General features: G+C 45.1%; 17 protein-coding genes and 2 pseudogenes. 5 read left to right on the top strand and 14 right to left on the bottom strand.

The features are described 5' to 3' along the window. Window positions 1-18: 18 nt before the first annotated feature. The 13 genes from fliR to fliF all read right to left on the bottom strand — a co-directional run bounded on the left by fliR (window position 19) and on the right by fliF (window position 11,278). The gene (fliR, locus tag AAC147_RS11530) at window positions 19-801 is read right to left on the bottom strand and encodes a flagellar biosynthetic protein FliR (protein ID WP_047681167.1); all 783 of its coding nucleotides are present in this window, start codon (window positions 799-801) and stop codon (window positions 19-21) included. A 2-nt stretch (window positions 802-803) separates the two neighbouring features. Next, window positions 804-1,073 (bottom strand): flagellar biosynthesis protein FliQ, encoded by a 270-nt coding sequence (fliQ, locus tag AAC147_RS11535; protein WP_038262736.1) that lies wholly within the window; start codon window positions 1,071-1,073, stop codon window positions 804-806. A 91-nt stretch (window positions 1,074-1,164) separates the two neighbouring features. Continuing rightward, window positions 1,165-1,881: a flagellar type III secretion system pore protein FliP gene (gene fliP / locus AAC147_RS11540; protein ID WP_156115353.1), complete on the bottom strand. Its 717-nt coding sequence runs from the start codon at window positions 1,879-1,881 to the stop codon at window positions 1,165-1,167. Window positions 1,882-1,963: 82 nt separating this feature from the next. Further along, window positions 1,964-2,410, bottom strand: a complete 447-nt coding sequence (gene fliO / locus AAC147_RS11545; RefSeq protein WP_047681170.1) for a flagellar biosynthetic protein FliO — start codon at window positions 2,408-2,410, stop codon at window positions 1,964-1,966. Window positions 2,411-2,539: 129 nt separating this feature from the next. After that, the gene (gene fliN / locus AAC147_RS11550) at window positions 2,540-2,947 is read right to left on the bottom strand and encodes a flagellar motor switch protein FliN (protein ID WP_047681173.1); all 408 of its coding nucleotides are present in this window, start codon (window positions 2,945-2,947) and stop codon (window positions 2,540-2,542) included. After that, window positions 2,940-3,950 carry a flagellar motor switch protein FliM gene (gene fliM, locus AAC147_RS11555; RefSeq protein ID WP_047681175.1) on the bottom strand — a complete coding sequence of 337 codons (1,011 nt, stop codon included), beginning with the start codon at window positions 3,948-3,950 and terminating at the stop codon, window positions 2,940-2,942. The genes fliN and fliM overlap by 8 nt, the downstream gene beginning before the upstream one ends. 5 nt (window positions 3,951-3,955) lie before the next feature. Beyond that, window positions 3,956-4,432 (bottom strand): flagellar basal body-associated protein FliL, encoded by a 477-nt coding sequence (fliL, locus tag AAC147_RS11560; protein WP_047681177.1) that lies wholly within the window; start codon window positions 4,430-4,432, stop codon window positions 3,956-3,958. 214 nt (window positions 4,433-4,646) lie between these two features. Beyond that, window positions 4,647-6,062: a flagellar hook-length control protein FliK gene (locus AAC147_RS11565; protein WP_052189509.1), complete on the bottom strand. Its 1,416-nt coding sequence runs from the start codon at window positions 6,060-6,062 to the stop codon at window positions 4,647-4,649. After that, complete coding sequence (gene fliJ, locus AAC147_RS11570) at window positions 6,059-6,505, bottom strand: flagellar export protein FliJ (protein ID WP_047681180.1); 447 nt, start codon at window positions 6,503-6,505, stop codon at window positions 6,059-6,061. The genes AAC147_RS11565 and fliJ overlap by 4 nt, the downstream gene beginning before the upstream one ends. Window positions 6,506-6,521: 16 nt before the next feature. After that, window positions 6,522-7,886, bottom strand: coding sequence for a flagellar protein export ATPase FliI (gene fliI, locus AAC147_RS11575; protein ID WP_047681182.1), 1,365 nt, complete (start codon window positions 7,884-7,886; stop codon window positions 6,522-6,524). Beyond that, window positions 7,886-8,590 carry a flagellar assembly protein FliH gene (gene fliH / locus AAC147_RS11580; RefSeq protein WP_047681185.1) on the bottom strand — a complete coding sequence of 235 codons (705 nt, stop codon included), beginning with the start codon at window positions 8,588-8,590 and terminating at the stop codon, window positions 7,886-7,888. Before fliH ends, fliI begins: the two co-directional genes overlap by 1 nt. Beyond that, entirely contained in the window at window positions 8,583-9,575 is a 993-nt protein-coding gene (fliG, locus tag AAC147_RS11585; RefSeq protein ID WP_047681188.1) for a flagellar motor switch protein FliG, read from the bottom strand. The genes fliH and fliG overlap by 8 nt, the downstream gene beginning before the upstream one ends. Beyond that, window positions 9,572-11,278: a flagellar basal-body MS-ring/collar protein FliF gene (gene fliF, locus AAC147_RS11590; protein ID WP_047681191.1), complete on the bottom strand. Its 1,707-nt coding sequence runs from the start codon at window positions 11,276-11,278 to the stop codon at window positions 9,572-9,574. The genes fliG and fliF overlap by 4 nt, the downstream gene beginning before the upstream one ends. A gap of 449 nt (window positions 11,279-11,727) precedes the next feature. Here fliF and fliE point away from each other — a divergent pair, with 449 nt between their 5' ends. From fliE to AAC147_RS11615, 5 genes and pseudogenes are all read left to right on the top strand, one after another. Then, window positions 11,728-12,039 (top strand): flagellar hook-basal body complex protein FliE, encoded by a 312-nt coding sequence (gene fliE / locus AAC147_RS11595; protein WP_047681194.1) that lies wholly within the window; start codon window positions 11,728-11,730, stop codon window positions 12,037-12,039. A 188-nt stretch (window positions 12,040-12,227) separates the two neighbouring features. Next, a complete protein-coding gene (locus tag AAC147_RS11600; RefSeq protein WP_047681197.1) occupies window positions 12,228-12,845 on the top strand; it encodes a hypothetical protein in 618 nt (205 codons plus the stop codon). A gap of 451 nt (window positions 12,846-13,296) precedes the next feature. Then, window positions 13,297-13,977: a DUF7424 family protein gene (locus AAC147_RS11605; protein WP_047681200.1), complete on the top strand. Its 681-nt coding sequence runs from the start codon at window positions 13,297-13,299 to the stop codon at window positions 13,975-13,977. Window positions 13,978-14,040: 63 nt separating this feature from the next. Continuing rightward, a pseudogene (locus tag AAC147_RS11610) lies at window positions 14,041-14,172 on the top strand (IS5/IS1182 family transposase); the annotation flags it as partial. Between the two features lie 793 nt (window positions 14,173-14,965). Continuing rightward, the gene (locus tag AAC147_RS11615) at window positions 14,966-15,385 is read left to right on the top strand and encodes a bleomycin resistance protein (RefSeq protein WP_047681203.1); all 420 of its coding nucleotides are present in this window, start codon (window positions 14,966-14,968) and stop codon (window positions 15,383-15,385) included. A gap of 287 nt (window positions 15,386-15,672) precedes the next feature. Here AAC147_RS11615 and AAC147_RS20135 read toward each other — a convergent pair. Continuing rightward, window positions 15,673-15,813, bottom strand: a pseudogene (locus tag AAC147_RS20135) (transposase); the annotation flags it as partial. Window positions 15,814-16,198 lie beyond the last annotated feature (385 nt).

The raw sequence follows: 16,198 nt of genomic DNA on the forward strand, positions 1-16,198 counted from the left end.
TTATCAGATAAATAATATCTACAGCACCATATTATTAATGATTAATGCCAGACGATCGAACATCTCACCAAATAACCGCTCAGTAAACGGCACCAGCATCGGGAACAACAGGGAAAGTGTGAAAATACCAACTGTCAGAGTCAGGGGAAAACCGACCACAAACACAGAAAGTTGAGGTGTCATGCGGTTCAACATGCCTAAAGAAAAGTTCAATACCAGAAGCAGAGTAATCATTGGCATTGCCAGCATCATGCCATTGATAAATATCAGACTGGCACTTTGTGCTAGCAATAGAAAACCTCTGGGGTTCAATGGGGTAGATTGAATCGGGATGGAATAAAAGGTATCTGCCAGAATAGACAATATCCATAAATGACCATCAAAAGCCAGAAACAACAGCATCATCAGCATATTCAGAATACGTGCCAGGATTGGCATATTCGGGCCACCGGTAGGGTCAAAAAATATGGCGAAAGAGAGTCCCATTTGTAAACCAAGTATTTCACCGGTATGACGCACCACCGCAAACGCAATCTGTATGGTTAATCCCAAAGCTATGCCAATTAGCATCTGCTGTACCAAAACCCAAATCCCGGCAACGGAAAAAATCGGGATTTGGGGAGAAGGAATATTTGGAACCAATAAAGCCGTGATCACTAATGCCAGGCCAATTCTGACTTTTATCGGCATCTGTTTTTCACTGAAAATCGGGGCAATACTGAACAATGCCAAAAGACGCACCATTGGCCAGAAAAAATCACTGACGAGGCGGGAAAGTGTTTCACTATCAAACGGGATCATGATTAACCAATAATGGCTGGAATACTGCTAAAAAGTGTACGCATGTAATCCAATAGCAGATTCAGCATCCACGGCCCGGCAATAATAATAGTGACAACAACGGCCAGAATTTTGGGGATAAACGATAAGGTCATTTCGTTTACCTGTGTTGCCGCCTGTAACAAGCTGATCACTAAACCACATATCAGCGCTGATAAAAGCAGCGGAGCAGCCAGCGCTAATGCGACTTTCATTGCTTCAACACCGAGAGCCATTACCGATTCAGGAGTCATAATTTTTCAAACCGTCTTGAGCTTTTTCAATAATATTTAACGCCAAATATTTTTGTCTGACACGTTCATCAAATTCAGATAGAGAAACGAATCAGACATAAAAACTTTGAGCTAATGAGCCAAGCAATAATTGCCAGCCATCTACCAGAACAAATAACATCAGTTTGAATGGTAGTGATATCGTGGCAGGTGGAACCATCATCATACCCAAAGCCATCAGGACGCTGGCTACAACCAAGTCGATGATCAGGAAAGGGATAAAAAGCGTAAAACCAATCTGGAACGCAGTTTTCAATTCGCTGGTCATGAAGGCCGGCACCAGAACACGCATCGGGACAGAATCTGCCGTTTCAAATGCCTGTTGATCGGCAAGGCGGGCAAACAGTGCCAAATCATTTTCCCGTGTCTGACGCAGCATAAATTGGCGTACAGGTTGAGAGCCTTTATCCAGTGCAGCTTCCAACGAGATTTTATCTTCGCTAAAAGGCAGATAAGCATCCTGATAAACTTTGTCAAATACCGGAGCCATGATGAAAAAGGTCATAAACAGTGCTAATCCCAACATGACCTGATTCGGTGGAGCAGAAGGTGTTCCCAGTGCGTTACGCAGCAAACCTAACACAATAATGATGCGGGTAAAGCTGGTCATCATCAGTAAGGCCGCGGGAATAAACCCCAGTGCGGTGATGAAAATCAGGGTCTGAACCGGCAGTGACCAACTTTGTCCACCATTGACCAGTGGCTGGCTAATGATACCGGGTAGTTCCGCGGCAGCATTCATGGAAAACAATGGTAGCAAAAATGCCATAAATACCGTTGCCAGATGCATCAGATGAATGCGCGAGACAAATTTTCGGCCTGTTTTTTGATTGCCTGTCATAAAAAAAACTCTATTTTTCATCGCCATCCTTGTCGTGTTTACTTTTTCGCTGGAGCGTATTTTTTAATAACTGACCGAAAGGAAGTGTTTTAAGTCCGGTTTCCTTTTCCTTGTTATCGGGTGATACAGGGAGTTGATGTAATACATTGATTTGTTGGGATGTTACCCCCAAAACCAGCCAACTATCTTCGATTTCAACCACCACAACCCGTTCTTTTGGCCCAAGTGAGCAGCTTGCTTTGACATTAAGCAATCGGTGATTTTTGTTCTTAGCAGGCGAAAGCCCCAGACGACGGATCAACCATGTCATGAAAAAAATCAACAATAAGATCCCACCCAATGCACTGCTGATCTGCATAAATGTCTGACCAGCTGAAAGGGAAGGGGCATTTGTTGCTGTGCCTGCTATTGATGTATTGGTTATCGACGTATTGGCTGTTGTTGTACTGGTCATCATAGCGTCGGCATCTTTGCATTAGTCATTGAAATAATTCATTGAAATAAGTCATTGGAATAGTCGGTGCGACATCTGATGCCGCACCATTTTGAAAAGAAGCATGAAAGGCAGGCTGATTCGCCATCATGGTTAACGACTCAAGCGACGCATACGTTCAGAAGGCGTGATGATATCTGTAATACGGATACCGTATTTGTCAGATACGACGACCACTTCTCCTTGTGCAATTAAATAGCCGTTGATCAGGATATCCAGCGGTTCACCGGCAAGGCCATCAAGTGACACCACTGAACCCTGAGACAGTTTCAGCAATTGTTTGATGGTCATTTTAGTGCGTCCTAGCTCAACGGAGAGCTTAACGGGAATATCCATAATCAGGTCAATATCGGAGAGCTGAGAGAGCGCATCCTGCGGCTCAAGGTTCTCAAAGACTGACGCGCCGCTGTCAGAGGTCTGCTGTGCGGCCTGTTGTTCCAGCGCTTCTGCCCACAAGTCTTCAGTTGATCTGGTATCTGCGGGTTGTTTAGCATCACTCATTGGGCTTTTCCTCATCCAGAGCATTTAAAACAGGGTTAATCAGGTGTTCAACACGCAGGGCATACTGCCCGTTAAGTGTTCCATATTGGCTGGTGAGCACTGGCACACCATCAACGTGAACGATAAGACGTTCAGGTTTTTCAATCGGTAAAACATCGCCACTTTTCAGTTGGAGAATTTTTGACAGCCGCAAGGGGATATCAACAAAATTCGCCACCAGTTCCAGCTCTGAGTTCTGAACTTGTTTCACCAGACTTTCACGCCACTGCCCATCTTCCTGACGCACATTTTCCACCGGAGGATTGGTCAGGAGTTCACGCAGAGGTTCGATCATGGCGAATGGAATACAGATGTTGAATTCCCCGCACAGGTCGCCAATCTCCACCTGGAACGGGGTGGTTACCACGATATCGTTGGGTGAAGTTGTGATATTGGTGAATTTCACCTGCATCTCGGAACGCACGTATTCCACTTCAAGTTTAAAGATAGAATCCCATGCGTCGCGATAGGCATCCAACGCCAGTTTCAGCATTCGGTTGATAATACGCTGCTCGGTATAGGTGAATTCACGGCCTTCCACTTTAGTCGGGAAACGGCCATCACCACCAAACAGATTATCAACAGCGATATAAACCAGATTAGGTTCAAAAGCGAACAGTGCAGTTCCTCTCAATGGTTTCAGGTGAACCAGATTAAGGTTAGTCGGCACGGCCAAATTGCGGGCGAACTCAAGATAAGGCTGGATCTTAATGGCACCGACAGTAATATCCGGGCTGCGGCGCAGCATATTAAACAACCCCATCCTGAATTGGCGGGCAAAGCGTGCATTGATGATTTCCAGTGACTGCAAACGCTCACGTACAACACGGCGTTGTGTATTGGGATCGTAAGGACGAACCTCACTCTCCACTGATGACGCGATTTGTTCTACGTCATCCGCAGCAGCACTGTCACCATTGAGCAGAGCATCGATCTCTGCCTGTGAAAGAATATTGTCACTCATCGTGATTATCGCAGAATAAACGTAGTAAACAATACATCGGTGATCACCTGATCAGGTTCACCGGGTATCAGTGTCGGGCTCAGTGTCTGTTTAATGTCTTCCACTAAACGTACTTTGCCGTCATCTTTCGCCAGAACAGTCGATTTCTGGCGGGATAGTAACAGCAGCATACGGCTACGAACTTCTGGCAGATAATCATGGAAGCGCTGACGAGTTGTTCCATCGGGCAGACGTAATGTCACCCCGACATACAAAACACGATCAAAATGATCTTCGTTGTCGATCAGATTGACGGTGAAAGGCTCCAATGCCATGAATACCGGAGTATGAATGACTTTGGCTTTTTCTGAACTGTTATTGCTGGATTGTGTCATTGTCCACCAGCTATATCCCCCGATGGTGGTACTAAGAACAGCAATCAGTATTAACAGTATCATCCAAATTGGATTTGTGCGTTTACGTTCGTAGCTATAATCAGACATGGACAGACGAATTCCTGTTTTCTGTAACGAATAAGATACCGCGCATTCCGTGGCGGAGCTCCTTATTCATCAAATTCAATATCAATTATCCCGCGTCTTTGTTCCGGCAATAGCAGGAACAAACGTGGAAAAAACCATTAACTCACGCGTTTGTTATCGGCCTTGTTTCGTTTTTTTACAGCTATTGCTGTAAATGATGAAATCAGGCAGATAATCAGGCGAAAATATCAACGCCCCCCCGACTTGAAGCGAGTTGTTGAGGAGTCATTCGGATCGTTGATTCATGAGTTGTTGGCACTGATGTTGCTGCTAGTGTTCCATTACTTGCAGCATGGGTTCGGGTATTGGCCTGTTGCTGTGGATTTTCTGATTGTTCCTGTTGCCAATTCCCCGATGTCTCACTCCCTACACTGCTTTGAGCCAGTTGGATGCCATTTTCTGCCAGCGCATCGCGAAGATTAGGCAGAGCTGCTTCCAAAGCGGCACGGACATGGTGATGGGCAGAGACAAAATGTAATTGAGCCTGATTATCTTCAACATTCATGCGGACATGCAGTGCCCCCAGTTCTTGCGGGTGTAAGCGCAATTCAGCTTGTTGTAATCCATTACGGTTAAAAAACAACACGTGTTGGTTTAGTTGCTGCTGCCATTCTTCGCTGCCAAGATGGGCGCTTAGTAAAGGTGCAGGTGTACCATTTAACTGAAATTGTCCGTTTGTTTGATGGCTCGCAGAAATTTGGGGAGAAGTAAACAGGGCGTGTAGTGCTCCAGAAGGGAAAGTCTCCGTAGAAGCCGTTGCTAATGTTGATGCCCCTTGCATGAGCGCGAACTCTTTCCCGTTATTCTCTTTTCCATTCGTTAATGGAATCGAATTTTGGTCAGAATTGTTAGCAGTTGATTTCACTTTTCCGCTCGTTGATACCCATACGGATCGGTTTTTAACAGAAGTTTGTCCATTGCTGATCGGGGTAGTATCTTGCCTGATAAAAGAGCGGATTTCGTCATCTAAACCCTTATCTTCGGTATGCTCTGCCAGACCTGTTGTCACCAGCACTATATCTCCATCTCCTTTGGCTTTTTTGCCAAGTTTGTCAGTTAACGTGCCATCAATGCTGTTGTCAATGTCTGACAAGTCATCTGGATTTTCTGAACTGCCCCCGGTTGACTGGCGACTGATTAATCCGGCTAGCTGAATAGGCATAGCGTTGATCAACGTTTCAGCAGACAAAGGGTCTTCATCGTCCAGCAAGGTAAGTTCTGCATCACTGTCTGGTATTGAAGCTGATGTTGAAGGTAATGCCGAAAATTTATCCTGTATGGTTGTTTGACCAGTTACAACTAATGAGGGGATTAATTCACCTTCTATTTTGTTATCAGTGGAACGTTTCTCACCATTCTCACTATTTCTGTGGACTTTATTGCTTTGATCTGAATTGGTTTTAGCAGAATTGCGTTGAGCAGAACGGGTCTGAACAGAGGCTTTCTGTAAAGTGTCCGTCTCTTTATTGAGAAACTGCCCAAATTCCGGTGCCTTGTCTTTAGACACGTTACCGTCCAACAGGGGCTGTTGATTTTTTCCTGCCGCTTTTTCCGTCGATGTTAAATCAGTAGGCGAAAGAGTGAGATTCATTGTTTCATTCTCCGTTGTGCACCACGTTGTGCGTACTCGTCCATTTGTTTTTGCTCCATGCGATTTTGGTGTAACTTCAAATTATGTTCTGCCCGCTGTTGCAGAGTGTCGAAGGCATTCAGACGCTGCTGTTTTTCCTGCCACTGTGACATGGCTTGCTCAAGCCGTTTTTTCCATTGATTGAGCTGTAATTTGTGTTGTTCAATTGCCATTTCCAGCGTTTTCATGAACTGCTGATAATTTTGCCACGTTGAGCTGGACATGCCGGCGGTGAGTGTGGTGTTTAAACGTGTACGGTATTCATCCTGATAATCCATTAACGCTGCGAGTTGCTGCTCCATTTGCTGATGACTCTGCCGCACCTGTGCAAGCTGTACTGCGGCTTTTTTTGCTGCGTCCTGAGCAAGGTCACGCAAAGTCATAAGAGGGGAGTGTTGTTGCATTTATTTCCTCAGCATCTTAGATCGGTAATAACTGTTGCAGTTGGATACATGCTGCATCGTATTCACTACGTTCCTCAATGTCTTGACGCAGGAATTGGGCCATATGCGGATACAGTTCAATCGCCCTGTCCAACAAAGGATCACTACCGGCAGCGTAAGCACCGACATTAATAAGATCCCGGTTACGCTGGTAGCTGGAAAGTAGCTGTTTGAACTGCTGTACCCGCCGATAATGGGTATTATCAATCAGTGCAGTCATGGCACGGCTGATTGATGCTTCAATATCAATGGCAGGGTAATGCCCGGATTCTGCCAATGTTCGCGACAGCACGATATGGCCGTCCAGAATGGCACGAGCAGAATCGGCAATCGGATCTTGTTGGTCATCACCCTCTGTCAGCACGGTATAAAAGGCCGTAATTGAGCCACCATCACTGACACCATTACCCGCTCGCTCTACCAGTGCCGGTAATTTAGCAAACACAGAAGGGGGGTAACCTTTGGTTGCAGGAGGCTCACCGATAGCCAGTGCAATTTCACGTTGCGCCATGCTGTAACGGGTAAGGGAATCCATAATCAATAAAACGTGCTTGCCGCGATCGCGAAAATCTTCAGCAATGCGAGTAGCATAGGAAGCCCCCTGCATGCGCAGTAACGGAGAGATATCAGCAGGTGCCGCGACAACAACTGAACGGGATAAGCCTTCTTCACCTAAAATATTTTCGATGAAATCTTTAACTTCCCGGCCACGTTCACCAATCAGGCCAACAACGATAACGTCAGCTTGGGTGTAACGAGCCATCATGCCAAGGAGCACACTTTTACCGACGCCTGAACCCGCAAACAATCCCATGCGCTGTCCACGACCAACGGTTAGTAAGGCGTTGATAGCACGAACACCAACATCCAGTACGTCACTGATAGGAGTGCGTTGCAGAGGATTGAGTGGTGGTGTCGTCAAAGGAGCACGGTAATTTGTATCAGGGACAGGTAGTCCATCAAGGGGACGGCCTGCGCCATCCAACACTCTGCCAAGTAACTCTGGCCCTAATGGCAAACGGCGTCCACTACTAGCATCTGTTCCGTAAGAACGGGCATAAACACGGGCGCCGGGGACAATACCTTCTAACTCTTCTAAAGGCATCAATAACAATTTTTCGCCATTAAAGCCGACGACCTCACTTTCAACTTCTTCGATGGCATTGCCATTTTGCCGTTCGATAAGACAGGTTGCCCCCAGAGGCAGATGTAAACCTGTTGCTTCGAGTACCAAACCTGTGGCGCGGGTCAAACGCCCATAACGACGTACTTTTGGTGTCTTATCCAGACGTTTTTCCATTGCATCTAATGTGGCCAGCCAGCGCCCAAGTCTTGCCGTCATCACAATTCTCCTGATACTGCCAGACGGCACATTTCATGCCAGCGTGTCGCCAGACTGGCATCCAGATCGCCATCATCAGCGCTGACTTTACAGCCTCCCGGATGCAGTTGATTGTCAGCAATCAAACGCCAGCCATGCAGTTTCAGGATCTCACCCAACTGTTGTTCAACCAATAGGATATTTTGTGGATGAACACGCAATTGTGGCTTGCCACTGAGTAGTGGCTCCTGCTGGATAAATTCACGGATCTGATTCAGCAAGGCTGTACCATCACAAACTGCTGGTTGCCCAAGAATGTGCTGAGCAGCAGTCAGGGAAAGCTGCATCAGACGTGAAGCAATAACAGTATCTAATCCATCCAGCGAATGGTTAAAATCAGTTAACAGTACTTTCCACTGTCCGATAATCGCCTGTTGTTGCTCTCTGGCTTCCTGTAACCCCTGTTCAAACCCGGCTTGTCGTCCTTCCTCAATCCCTTGTTCGTATCCACGGGATTGCCCTTCAGTAAAACCTTGCTCATGGCCAGTCTGAAGCGCTTGTTCCTTCAACTCATCCAGTATTCTGGCCTGTTCTTGCAGCCGCTCCTGTTCATCGTCCAGTGATTCCAGTTTAACCTGCTCCAGTTTTGCCTGTAATGTTTCCCACTGAGTCAATTCACCTGGCAGCCAGAGCTGCCAGTTTCCATTATTCGAATTATCAGACATAGGTATCGTCACCACCGTTCAGGATCATTTCCCCGCTTTCTGCCAGACGACGAACCACAAGCAGAATGGCTTTCTGTTCAGCTTCCACTTGAGACATGCGAACCGGACCACGGGTTGCCAAATCATCACGCATAATTTCAGCAGCACGCTGCGACATATTGTTGAGGAAGTGATCGCGTAGTGCTTGATCGCAGCCTTTCAAGGCAATCAACAGCGAATCAGTTGTAATTTCCTGCAATAGACGCTGGATGCTGCGATCGTCCACACCAATGAGGTTTTCGAACAGGAACATTTCATCAATGATTTTCTGCGCCAGTTCACCATCATAGGTACGAACAGCTTCGATAACACTTTCTTCCTGTTGACTCTTCATCAGGTTGATGATTTCAGCCGCAGTACGAATACCCCCCATTTTGCTGCGTTTCAGGTTCTGACCATCCAACAGATTATTCAGTACTTCGGTCAATTCAGCCAATGCGGCTGGCTGAACTCCACCAAAGGTAGCAATACGCAGCATGACATCATTACGCAGGCGATCATCAAACATGGCGAGAATATCTGCTGCCTGACCACGGTTCAGGTGAACCAGAATAGTAGCAATGATCTGCGGATGTTCATCACGGATCATATCGGCTGCTGTCTGAGGCTCCATAAAGTTGAGGGTTTCGATACCCGTTGTGGTATCGCGGGACTCAAGAATATCCTCAAGCAGGCTGGAAGCCCGCTCTTCACCCAACGCTTTCACCAATACGCTGCGCAGGTAATCGTTGGCATTGATACTAAGAGCAGCAAACTGTCCGGCATCTTCCTCAAATTCCGCCAGTACTTCTGCCAGTTGTTGATTGGAGATTTGTCTCATCCCCGCCATCGCAATACTTAATTGCTGAACTTCCCTGGAGTTCAGGTGCTTAAACACCTCGGCTGCTTGATCTTCTCCCAGGGTCATTAACATGATGGCGCTTTTTTCTGTTCCGGTCAGACTCATTGTTCGTTACTCATCCATTGACGGATCACCAGCGCAACTACGCGAGGATCTTTTTCTGCAAGTTCACGGATACGCTGGCTTTGGATCTCAGCACTAACACGTTGGCGAGCTAGCTGACGGCGCATTTTTTCATCCAGTTCAGCATGGGATTCAGTTTTTTGCTTACTCTGTTTTTTCTGCGCTTCCAGTGCTGCTTTTTCCGTTGCTCGTTTCTTAGCAATTTGTGGCACGATCATCTTGCGCCATAGCAACCATGCAACCAACGCTAACAGTAACCAACGACCCAACTCTAATGATTTCTCCCACAGGACAGGGTGTTGCCAGAATGGCAGCGTTTCTATCACTTCGGATGTGTCATTGAACGGTGTGTTAACGACGTTTAGACTATCACCGCGTTCGGCAGAGAACCCCATTGCTTCACGGGTCAATGCTTCAATCTGGGATAATTGTTCTGGAGTCAGAGCCTGAGTTTCCGGGCCATTTTCTCCCTGAACGGTAGCGTAATTAACCACAACCGCAACGGAGAGACGCTCCACGCCGCCAGCCTGTAACTGGGTATGGCGAATGGTGCGATCCACTTCATAGTTAATAGTTTCATCATGACGGTTATTGCGATTGTTGCTAATCATACGTTCATAGCGGTTATTACTATTATTACTATTGCGTCCTTGATCAGATTTTTCGTCACCTTTAGTGTTCGTTTTAGGCTTCTCAATCGGGGCACTTGGTGCAGCACTCGGTTGATTTGACAAAGCCCCCGGAACACCACCAACCAGTGGCCCACCACTTTGTTCGCTTGAACTGGTCTGTTTTGAACGAACGGCAGCCTGATTAGGTGGCTGGTTAGGTTTATATTCTTCTGCGGTTTCTTCGCGGCGAGAAAAATCAATTTGCGCTGTCACTTGAGCATGTACATTGTTACGACCAACGACAGGTGCCAGAATAGTTTCAATGCGATGCTGAAAGCGATTCTCGACTTCCTGTATGTACTTCAACTGGGTTGTGTTCAGATCACGCCCGTTAGCATCGGATTGTGTCAGCAGACGCCCGGCCTGATCCACAATGGTGACATTTCCTGGTGGTAAACCGGCAACACTGCTTGAAACCATATGGACAATAGCATTGATTTGTCCTTCATCCAGAATACGGCCTTGCAGTAACCCTACTGTTACGGAAGCAGAAGGTGATTTCTGCTCACGCACAAACAGGGAAGGCTTTGGCAATGCCAGATGAACACGGGCACTCTGGACAGGGCCGAGTGATTCAATGGTACGTGCTAATTCTCCTTCCAGTGCACGTTGATAATTAACTTGTTCACTAAACTGGCTAATGCCGAACTTCTCTTTATCCAATAACTCAAAGCCTGTGGCCCCTCCTTTCGGTAACCCTTGTTGTGCCAGTTTCAGCCTGATCTCATGAACCTTGTCAGTGGGTATCATGATGGCAGAGCCGTTTTCGGCAAAACGGTAAGGGACATTCATTTGAGTTAATTGTGTAACGATCTCACCGCCATCTTTATCACTCAGATTGCTGTAGAGCACCCGATAATCAGGGCTGCGCAACCAGAGAAAAAGGGCGACGATAATAGCGATGGCAGCAGAGCCAGCAACTAATAATGGAACTTTCGGATCAGCTTTTATCTTACTGATGATAGCACTGAAACCCTTCTGTGGATTCTCAGTGTCGGTCGTTGCTGCACTCATAGACGATCCTTGCCTTGCTGGTCAACATGAATACTAAAAGCGTGGCGTAACAAAACAGACTCCCCATACGCAAGCGAAAAAACTTTTCTTGTATACCCGTCGTCTTTCAAGTTGCAACCTTGAAATCCATAGGGTATATACCTTTCATCTTTCAAGCTGCCTTTTGATTGGCAGTATTTGCTCCAGTGACATGGTTGATTATGCCGCTGAAAACTCGTCCACTTGCCGTTGCGAAGCAACTTGAAAGCGATTGATATAATTAATCTCGTCATTATTCGCTGTTCACACATCTTTTAATGGCACAATAAGCTTCGAATTTTTACTTCAATTACCCGCTTTAGATTGAAAGGGCTATGTTACGGTGGCTGCCTGGAAAAACTGCCAACCAGCCCACGGCTAATATGGCATTTAATCACGTAACCAATAGGGTGATTTAACACGAGGTTTTTATGTCAATTCAGGCAATTGAAGGTGTACTACAACAAATGCAGACGCAGGCACTACAAGCAGCCAATATCGCTAAGCCTATGCCGGTAAAGGAAGGATTTGCCAGTCATCTTACCGCCGCGGTAGAAAAAATAAACCAAAACCGCGTGAATGCGACTAAACTGGCACAAGATTTCACTCTAGGTGTACCAGGTGTGGAATTGAATGATGTGATGGTCAATATGCAGAAAGCGAGTATCTCATTACAATTGGGTATTCAGGTCAAGAATAAGCTGGATAGTGCGTATCGTGAAGTGATGAATATGCAGGTATGATATGATAACCAATTGATATATTAGTTAAATACTGTTTACAGCTTGGGGCATATGTGGGGCATTTTGAGCTAATTTCTCATTTAATAATTTGATTTGGTTTTCGCTGTTTTCACTCATTCATGCCCCCATTCATTCATACCCCATAGATCTGCCACGTATTAAAAGCTGAATTGAATGTAGGAGGGGGTATGGGACAGTATCGTCACACAATTTCCAATATTATCGCAATGACTCATGATGTGTTGATGCAGAAAACGACTGAAGTGAATTTTCATCAAGAGAAGCGATTTCATTATTTTTTAGACAAACCAAAACATAAGCCTGGATATAGGCTCAATATTGTAGGACACGGATCTCCAGTGGGTAGTTCAATATTATTTGCTGGAGCATGTATGTATAATCTTGGAATGAATTTGAATGTTTTTTGCAAAACAGTCAATGCATTATTAACTGATATAAAAAACAGAGGACAAAACATCCAATGTGTCAGAATAATAGCTTGCCACTCTGGAGCAAATGGGCTTGCTCAAGCATTAGCTAATCATATCAATATGCCAGTTAAAGGCTCGTTAGGGGGTACAAGAGTATATCCAACGACGCAATTCCGTTCAATACCCAATATAAGCCGTTATTTTATTGATAGGACAGATAGAGGTGGTCACTATTATTCAGAGGAGGCGGACAGACAGCTGAGGCATGATACCGCCTATGGTTTGTATAAGTGGTACTACCCTCAATCTTCAAATCCAGACAGTGAATTTGATGCGTTTGTTAGTCAACGAATACCAAGAAAAAATAGTCGGTAGCATAACGGGGTTGTAACCCGTTAAAATCATTCCTATCGGCCTGAACACCCGAACTTAAACACAAGCTGCTGTGCCATCACTTTAAGGGATCAAAAATGGCACAGCATAGTCTTAATTTCTGATGACACCCTACGCTACGGCCTATCACTATCACAGATGCCGACCGTGATGAACACATTTTTATTATCAGCCGCCTGCCAACGACGGTCGGGCATGAAATTCTGGCGAAATATCCGCTGTCCAATGCGCCGAAAATTGGCGATTACGCCATTCTCGCCAAACTCAAAACGTCAATAGATTTGGAAGAGGTGTTTGACCTGTGGGAGATTGTCATGACTAATCGTTATAACGAGCGGCTTGCGGTGTCACAAACATAGTGAATTTTATGAACTTTTTGTGATTAAATATAATAATGATATGGACATACTTTAATGATATAAAGGTATTTAAAATGAAAAAATGGTTAGTAGTTGCAAGCCCAGTACTCATCCTTTCTGGCTGTAAAGTGGATGTTGAAACGAAAGTGAATACGGATGACCTCACCGCGGTTGAACATAAACTGGTTAAAGGTGATATTGATATTGAAGTGTCAGGGTGTAATGACTATGAAGACTCACGGAAAGAATCAAAGAACCTCATCGAATTAAAACAGAAAGTCCCCACGATTTTTAAAAATGCTGAATATGTGGAATGCTATCGCAAGAAATTTGATTCCTATGCACATTTTACTGTTCCTGTTGAAGTTGGGGCATATACAGAAAAAGGGGCTCAATTCGATGGTGCTAATTTTTATGTCTATTCGCATGAAGATGTTTTTGCTGGAGTTATGATTGATTCACATGTGCTTGAGAGAGTCAAAAAAGCAAAAAAAGATATCGGTAAACTTGATATCAAAATGAGTGTAATTGTTGAGAAAGGGGCAAAACCACTGCCAACACTTGTCAGTCTAGGAACGTATATGACAAGTTCGAAAATTAAAGATTACCCGATAGTATTTAGTCGAGTTGCTCTGGGTAAAGAAATGAAATTCAGATTATCAGATGTCTCCAATTCATCACTGTCTAATGGGCAATTCATTCCAATTCTTGTCACACCTGACTATTTCGATTTCCTCCAGTCAGATAAAAAATAGTTTGTTCTTGCTTTGAAGCAAGACAGCACTGATCTTAATCACACAGCTGCATACTGCGGCTGTTATGCCAGCCAGATGCGTGAACGTGCGCTGAAGGAACAGGGCTATCGTGTTCATATTCAGAGGAAAGCATCACGCAATAAGCCCTTATCAGACTGCCAGAAAGGCAGAAATAAAAAAATAGCGAAAATCCGGCATTCATGCCTTTTAATTCCGGTATGTGATGAAAAAGCGATGAGTGTATTTTTCCCCTGAAAAAGCAAGAAAAAGCCATACACAATAAGGTCATTTATTGGTGAGTGCAAATTGGTATAGCTAAGGCTATAAATTATGCTTACAGACAACCTCAAAATATCTGTATCAGAGAAATTGTTCTTGCGGCCACGAAGCAAGAAGCTTAAAACCAAATTAAATAACACTGTTGCAAAGTTTGATTTCTATAAAAAATGAAGCTCGATTGTCACAACATATTGCGTTTGTAGTAATAGAAATAACAAAATGTGGTAGGGGAATCATCTCCAGCAAAACTTTGCAACAGTGTCAAAATCAACAGAGCATCTTATGTTTAATATGTTGGCTTCTATTATATTACTGAGTTTGAAAATGATTTACTCAGTGAATGCCAAGCTATTTATCATCAAAAAAATCATTCCACCGCTGGAGTGAATGGCCCCAAGTTTAATTGATAACTCAGAGTTATTATGGGTTGACATTGCCCCAGTTGAAGCTCCAACTCTATGAACGTCCGCTTTTGGCCCTGAACCGTCCATAGGACTTAGGGCGGTTACGAGCGACTACCGACCTGATGAGATCAAGAACGCTGAGTTCCATCAGCCAGAATGCCAGAAATAGAACGTATCCAACCACACTTGTTTAATAACAATCCAGTTTCAGTTACCTGATTTACCATAACATCCCGGCCACGAATAACGCGTGTGGGGGCAAATCACCTGATGTATACTGTGTCAATCAAAAAAGGATACGTACAATGACTGACCAGAAAGGACCTTACTGGAACCGTATGGTTCCCGAGTTGACCGTAACGGATTTTCTCGCCTCCCTGCGCTTTTATGCTGACATACTCGGCTTTACCGTCATGATAAGACGCAGCGATCCCGATTTTGCCTACATCTGTCTCGGCAAGGCGCAATTGATGCTCGAGCAATATCATGTTGAAGGATGGAACACGGCAGAACTCGTCAGGCCGTTAGGCCGGGGTGTTAATTTCCAAATCGAGGTAGACGATATTGAGCTCGTGCTTGCCCGCCTGGAAGAACATGGCGTACCGCTGTTTCGGAATCTCCGGGATAACTACTACAGTATTGGAGAGACGGTAACCTGCCAGAGAGAATTTCTGGTGCAAGATCCGGATGGTTATCTCCTGCGCTTCAGCCAGTACATTGAGTGAGTTTCTACTGTTTCGCGGATACTCTGCCTACACACTCTATTTGGGGTTTCATTTTCAGTTATTGTGGTTCGGAGAAAATGGAATGTAGGTTGGCGAAGATAAATGCAGATTCGGGTATTTATAAACGCAGGTCATTTCGGACACATTTTTAGCCACTTTCCACTGTCTTTCGTATTCAGCCGGAGAAATTCTCCCATTAAAGCTATGAGGACGGATGTAGTTGTAATACCCGCCTAAATAGTCGGTGATATCCCTTATTGCCTCATGCATGTCCAGATATATCTAAATCAATATAGATTGACACATTCTATGTGTTCCATAAACAGCTCATCCACTGAACATCTTTCTCGTCTTCTTTTCGCTTTTGCGTCGGCCCACTTATGTTCGATAGGGTTCAAATTCGGACTGTAAGGCGGAAGCCATTCTAACTGACATCGGTTATCTGCTAATCTGCTATCGCTTGTATCGTGTCATTGCGTTTATGGAAAGGGGCATTGCCCATGACGATCACGGCACCGTGTGGGAGCTTTGGCAGTCAATCTTGCGTCACCCATGCATGAAAGACACCTGCATTAATGTTTCTGGCAAATACACTCAGGGTGACGAAGGTATTTTCGCGAATAGCCATGTAGACGTGGCATCGATTGCGCAAAACCACTTTCATCTAGATAAATAATCGGTTTACCTGTCTGTTCATAGTCACTGAGGCGCTCAATAAACGCCTGACGGAACTGAGGGTTAGCGCGAGGGTGTTTTAACGTTTTTTTTACGGCTGAGCCGCCGTCGTTTCAAAGCGTAATGAATAGCCGACTG

The organism is Xenorhabdus sp. NBAII XenSa04, assembly GCF_963866145.1.
Taxonomy (GTDB): domain Bacteria; phylum Pseudomonadota; class Gammaproteobacteria; order Enterobacterales; family Enterobacteriaceae; genus Xenorhabdus; species Xenorhabdus indica.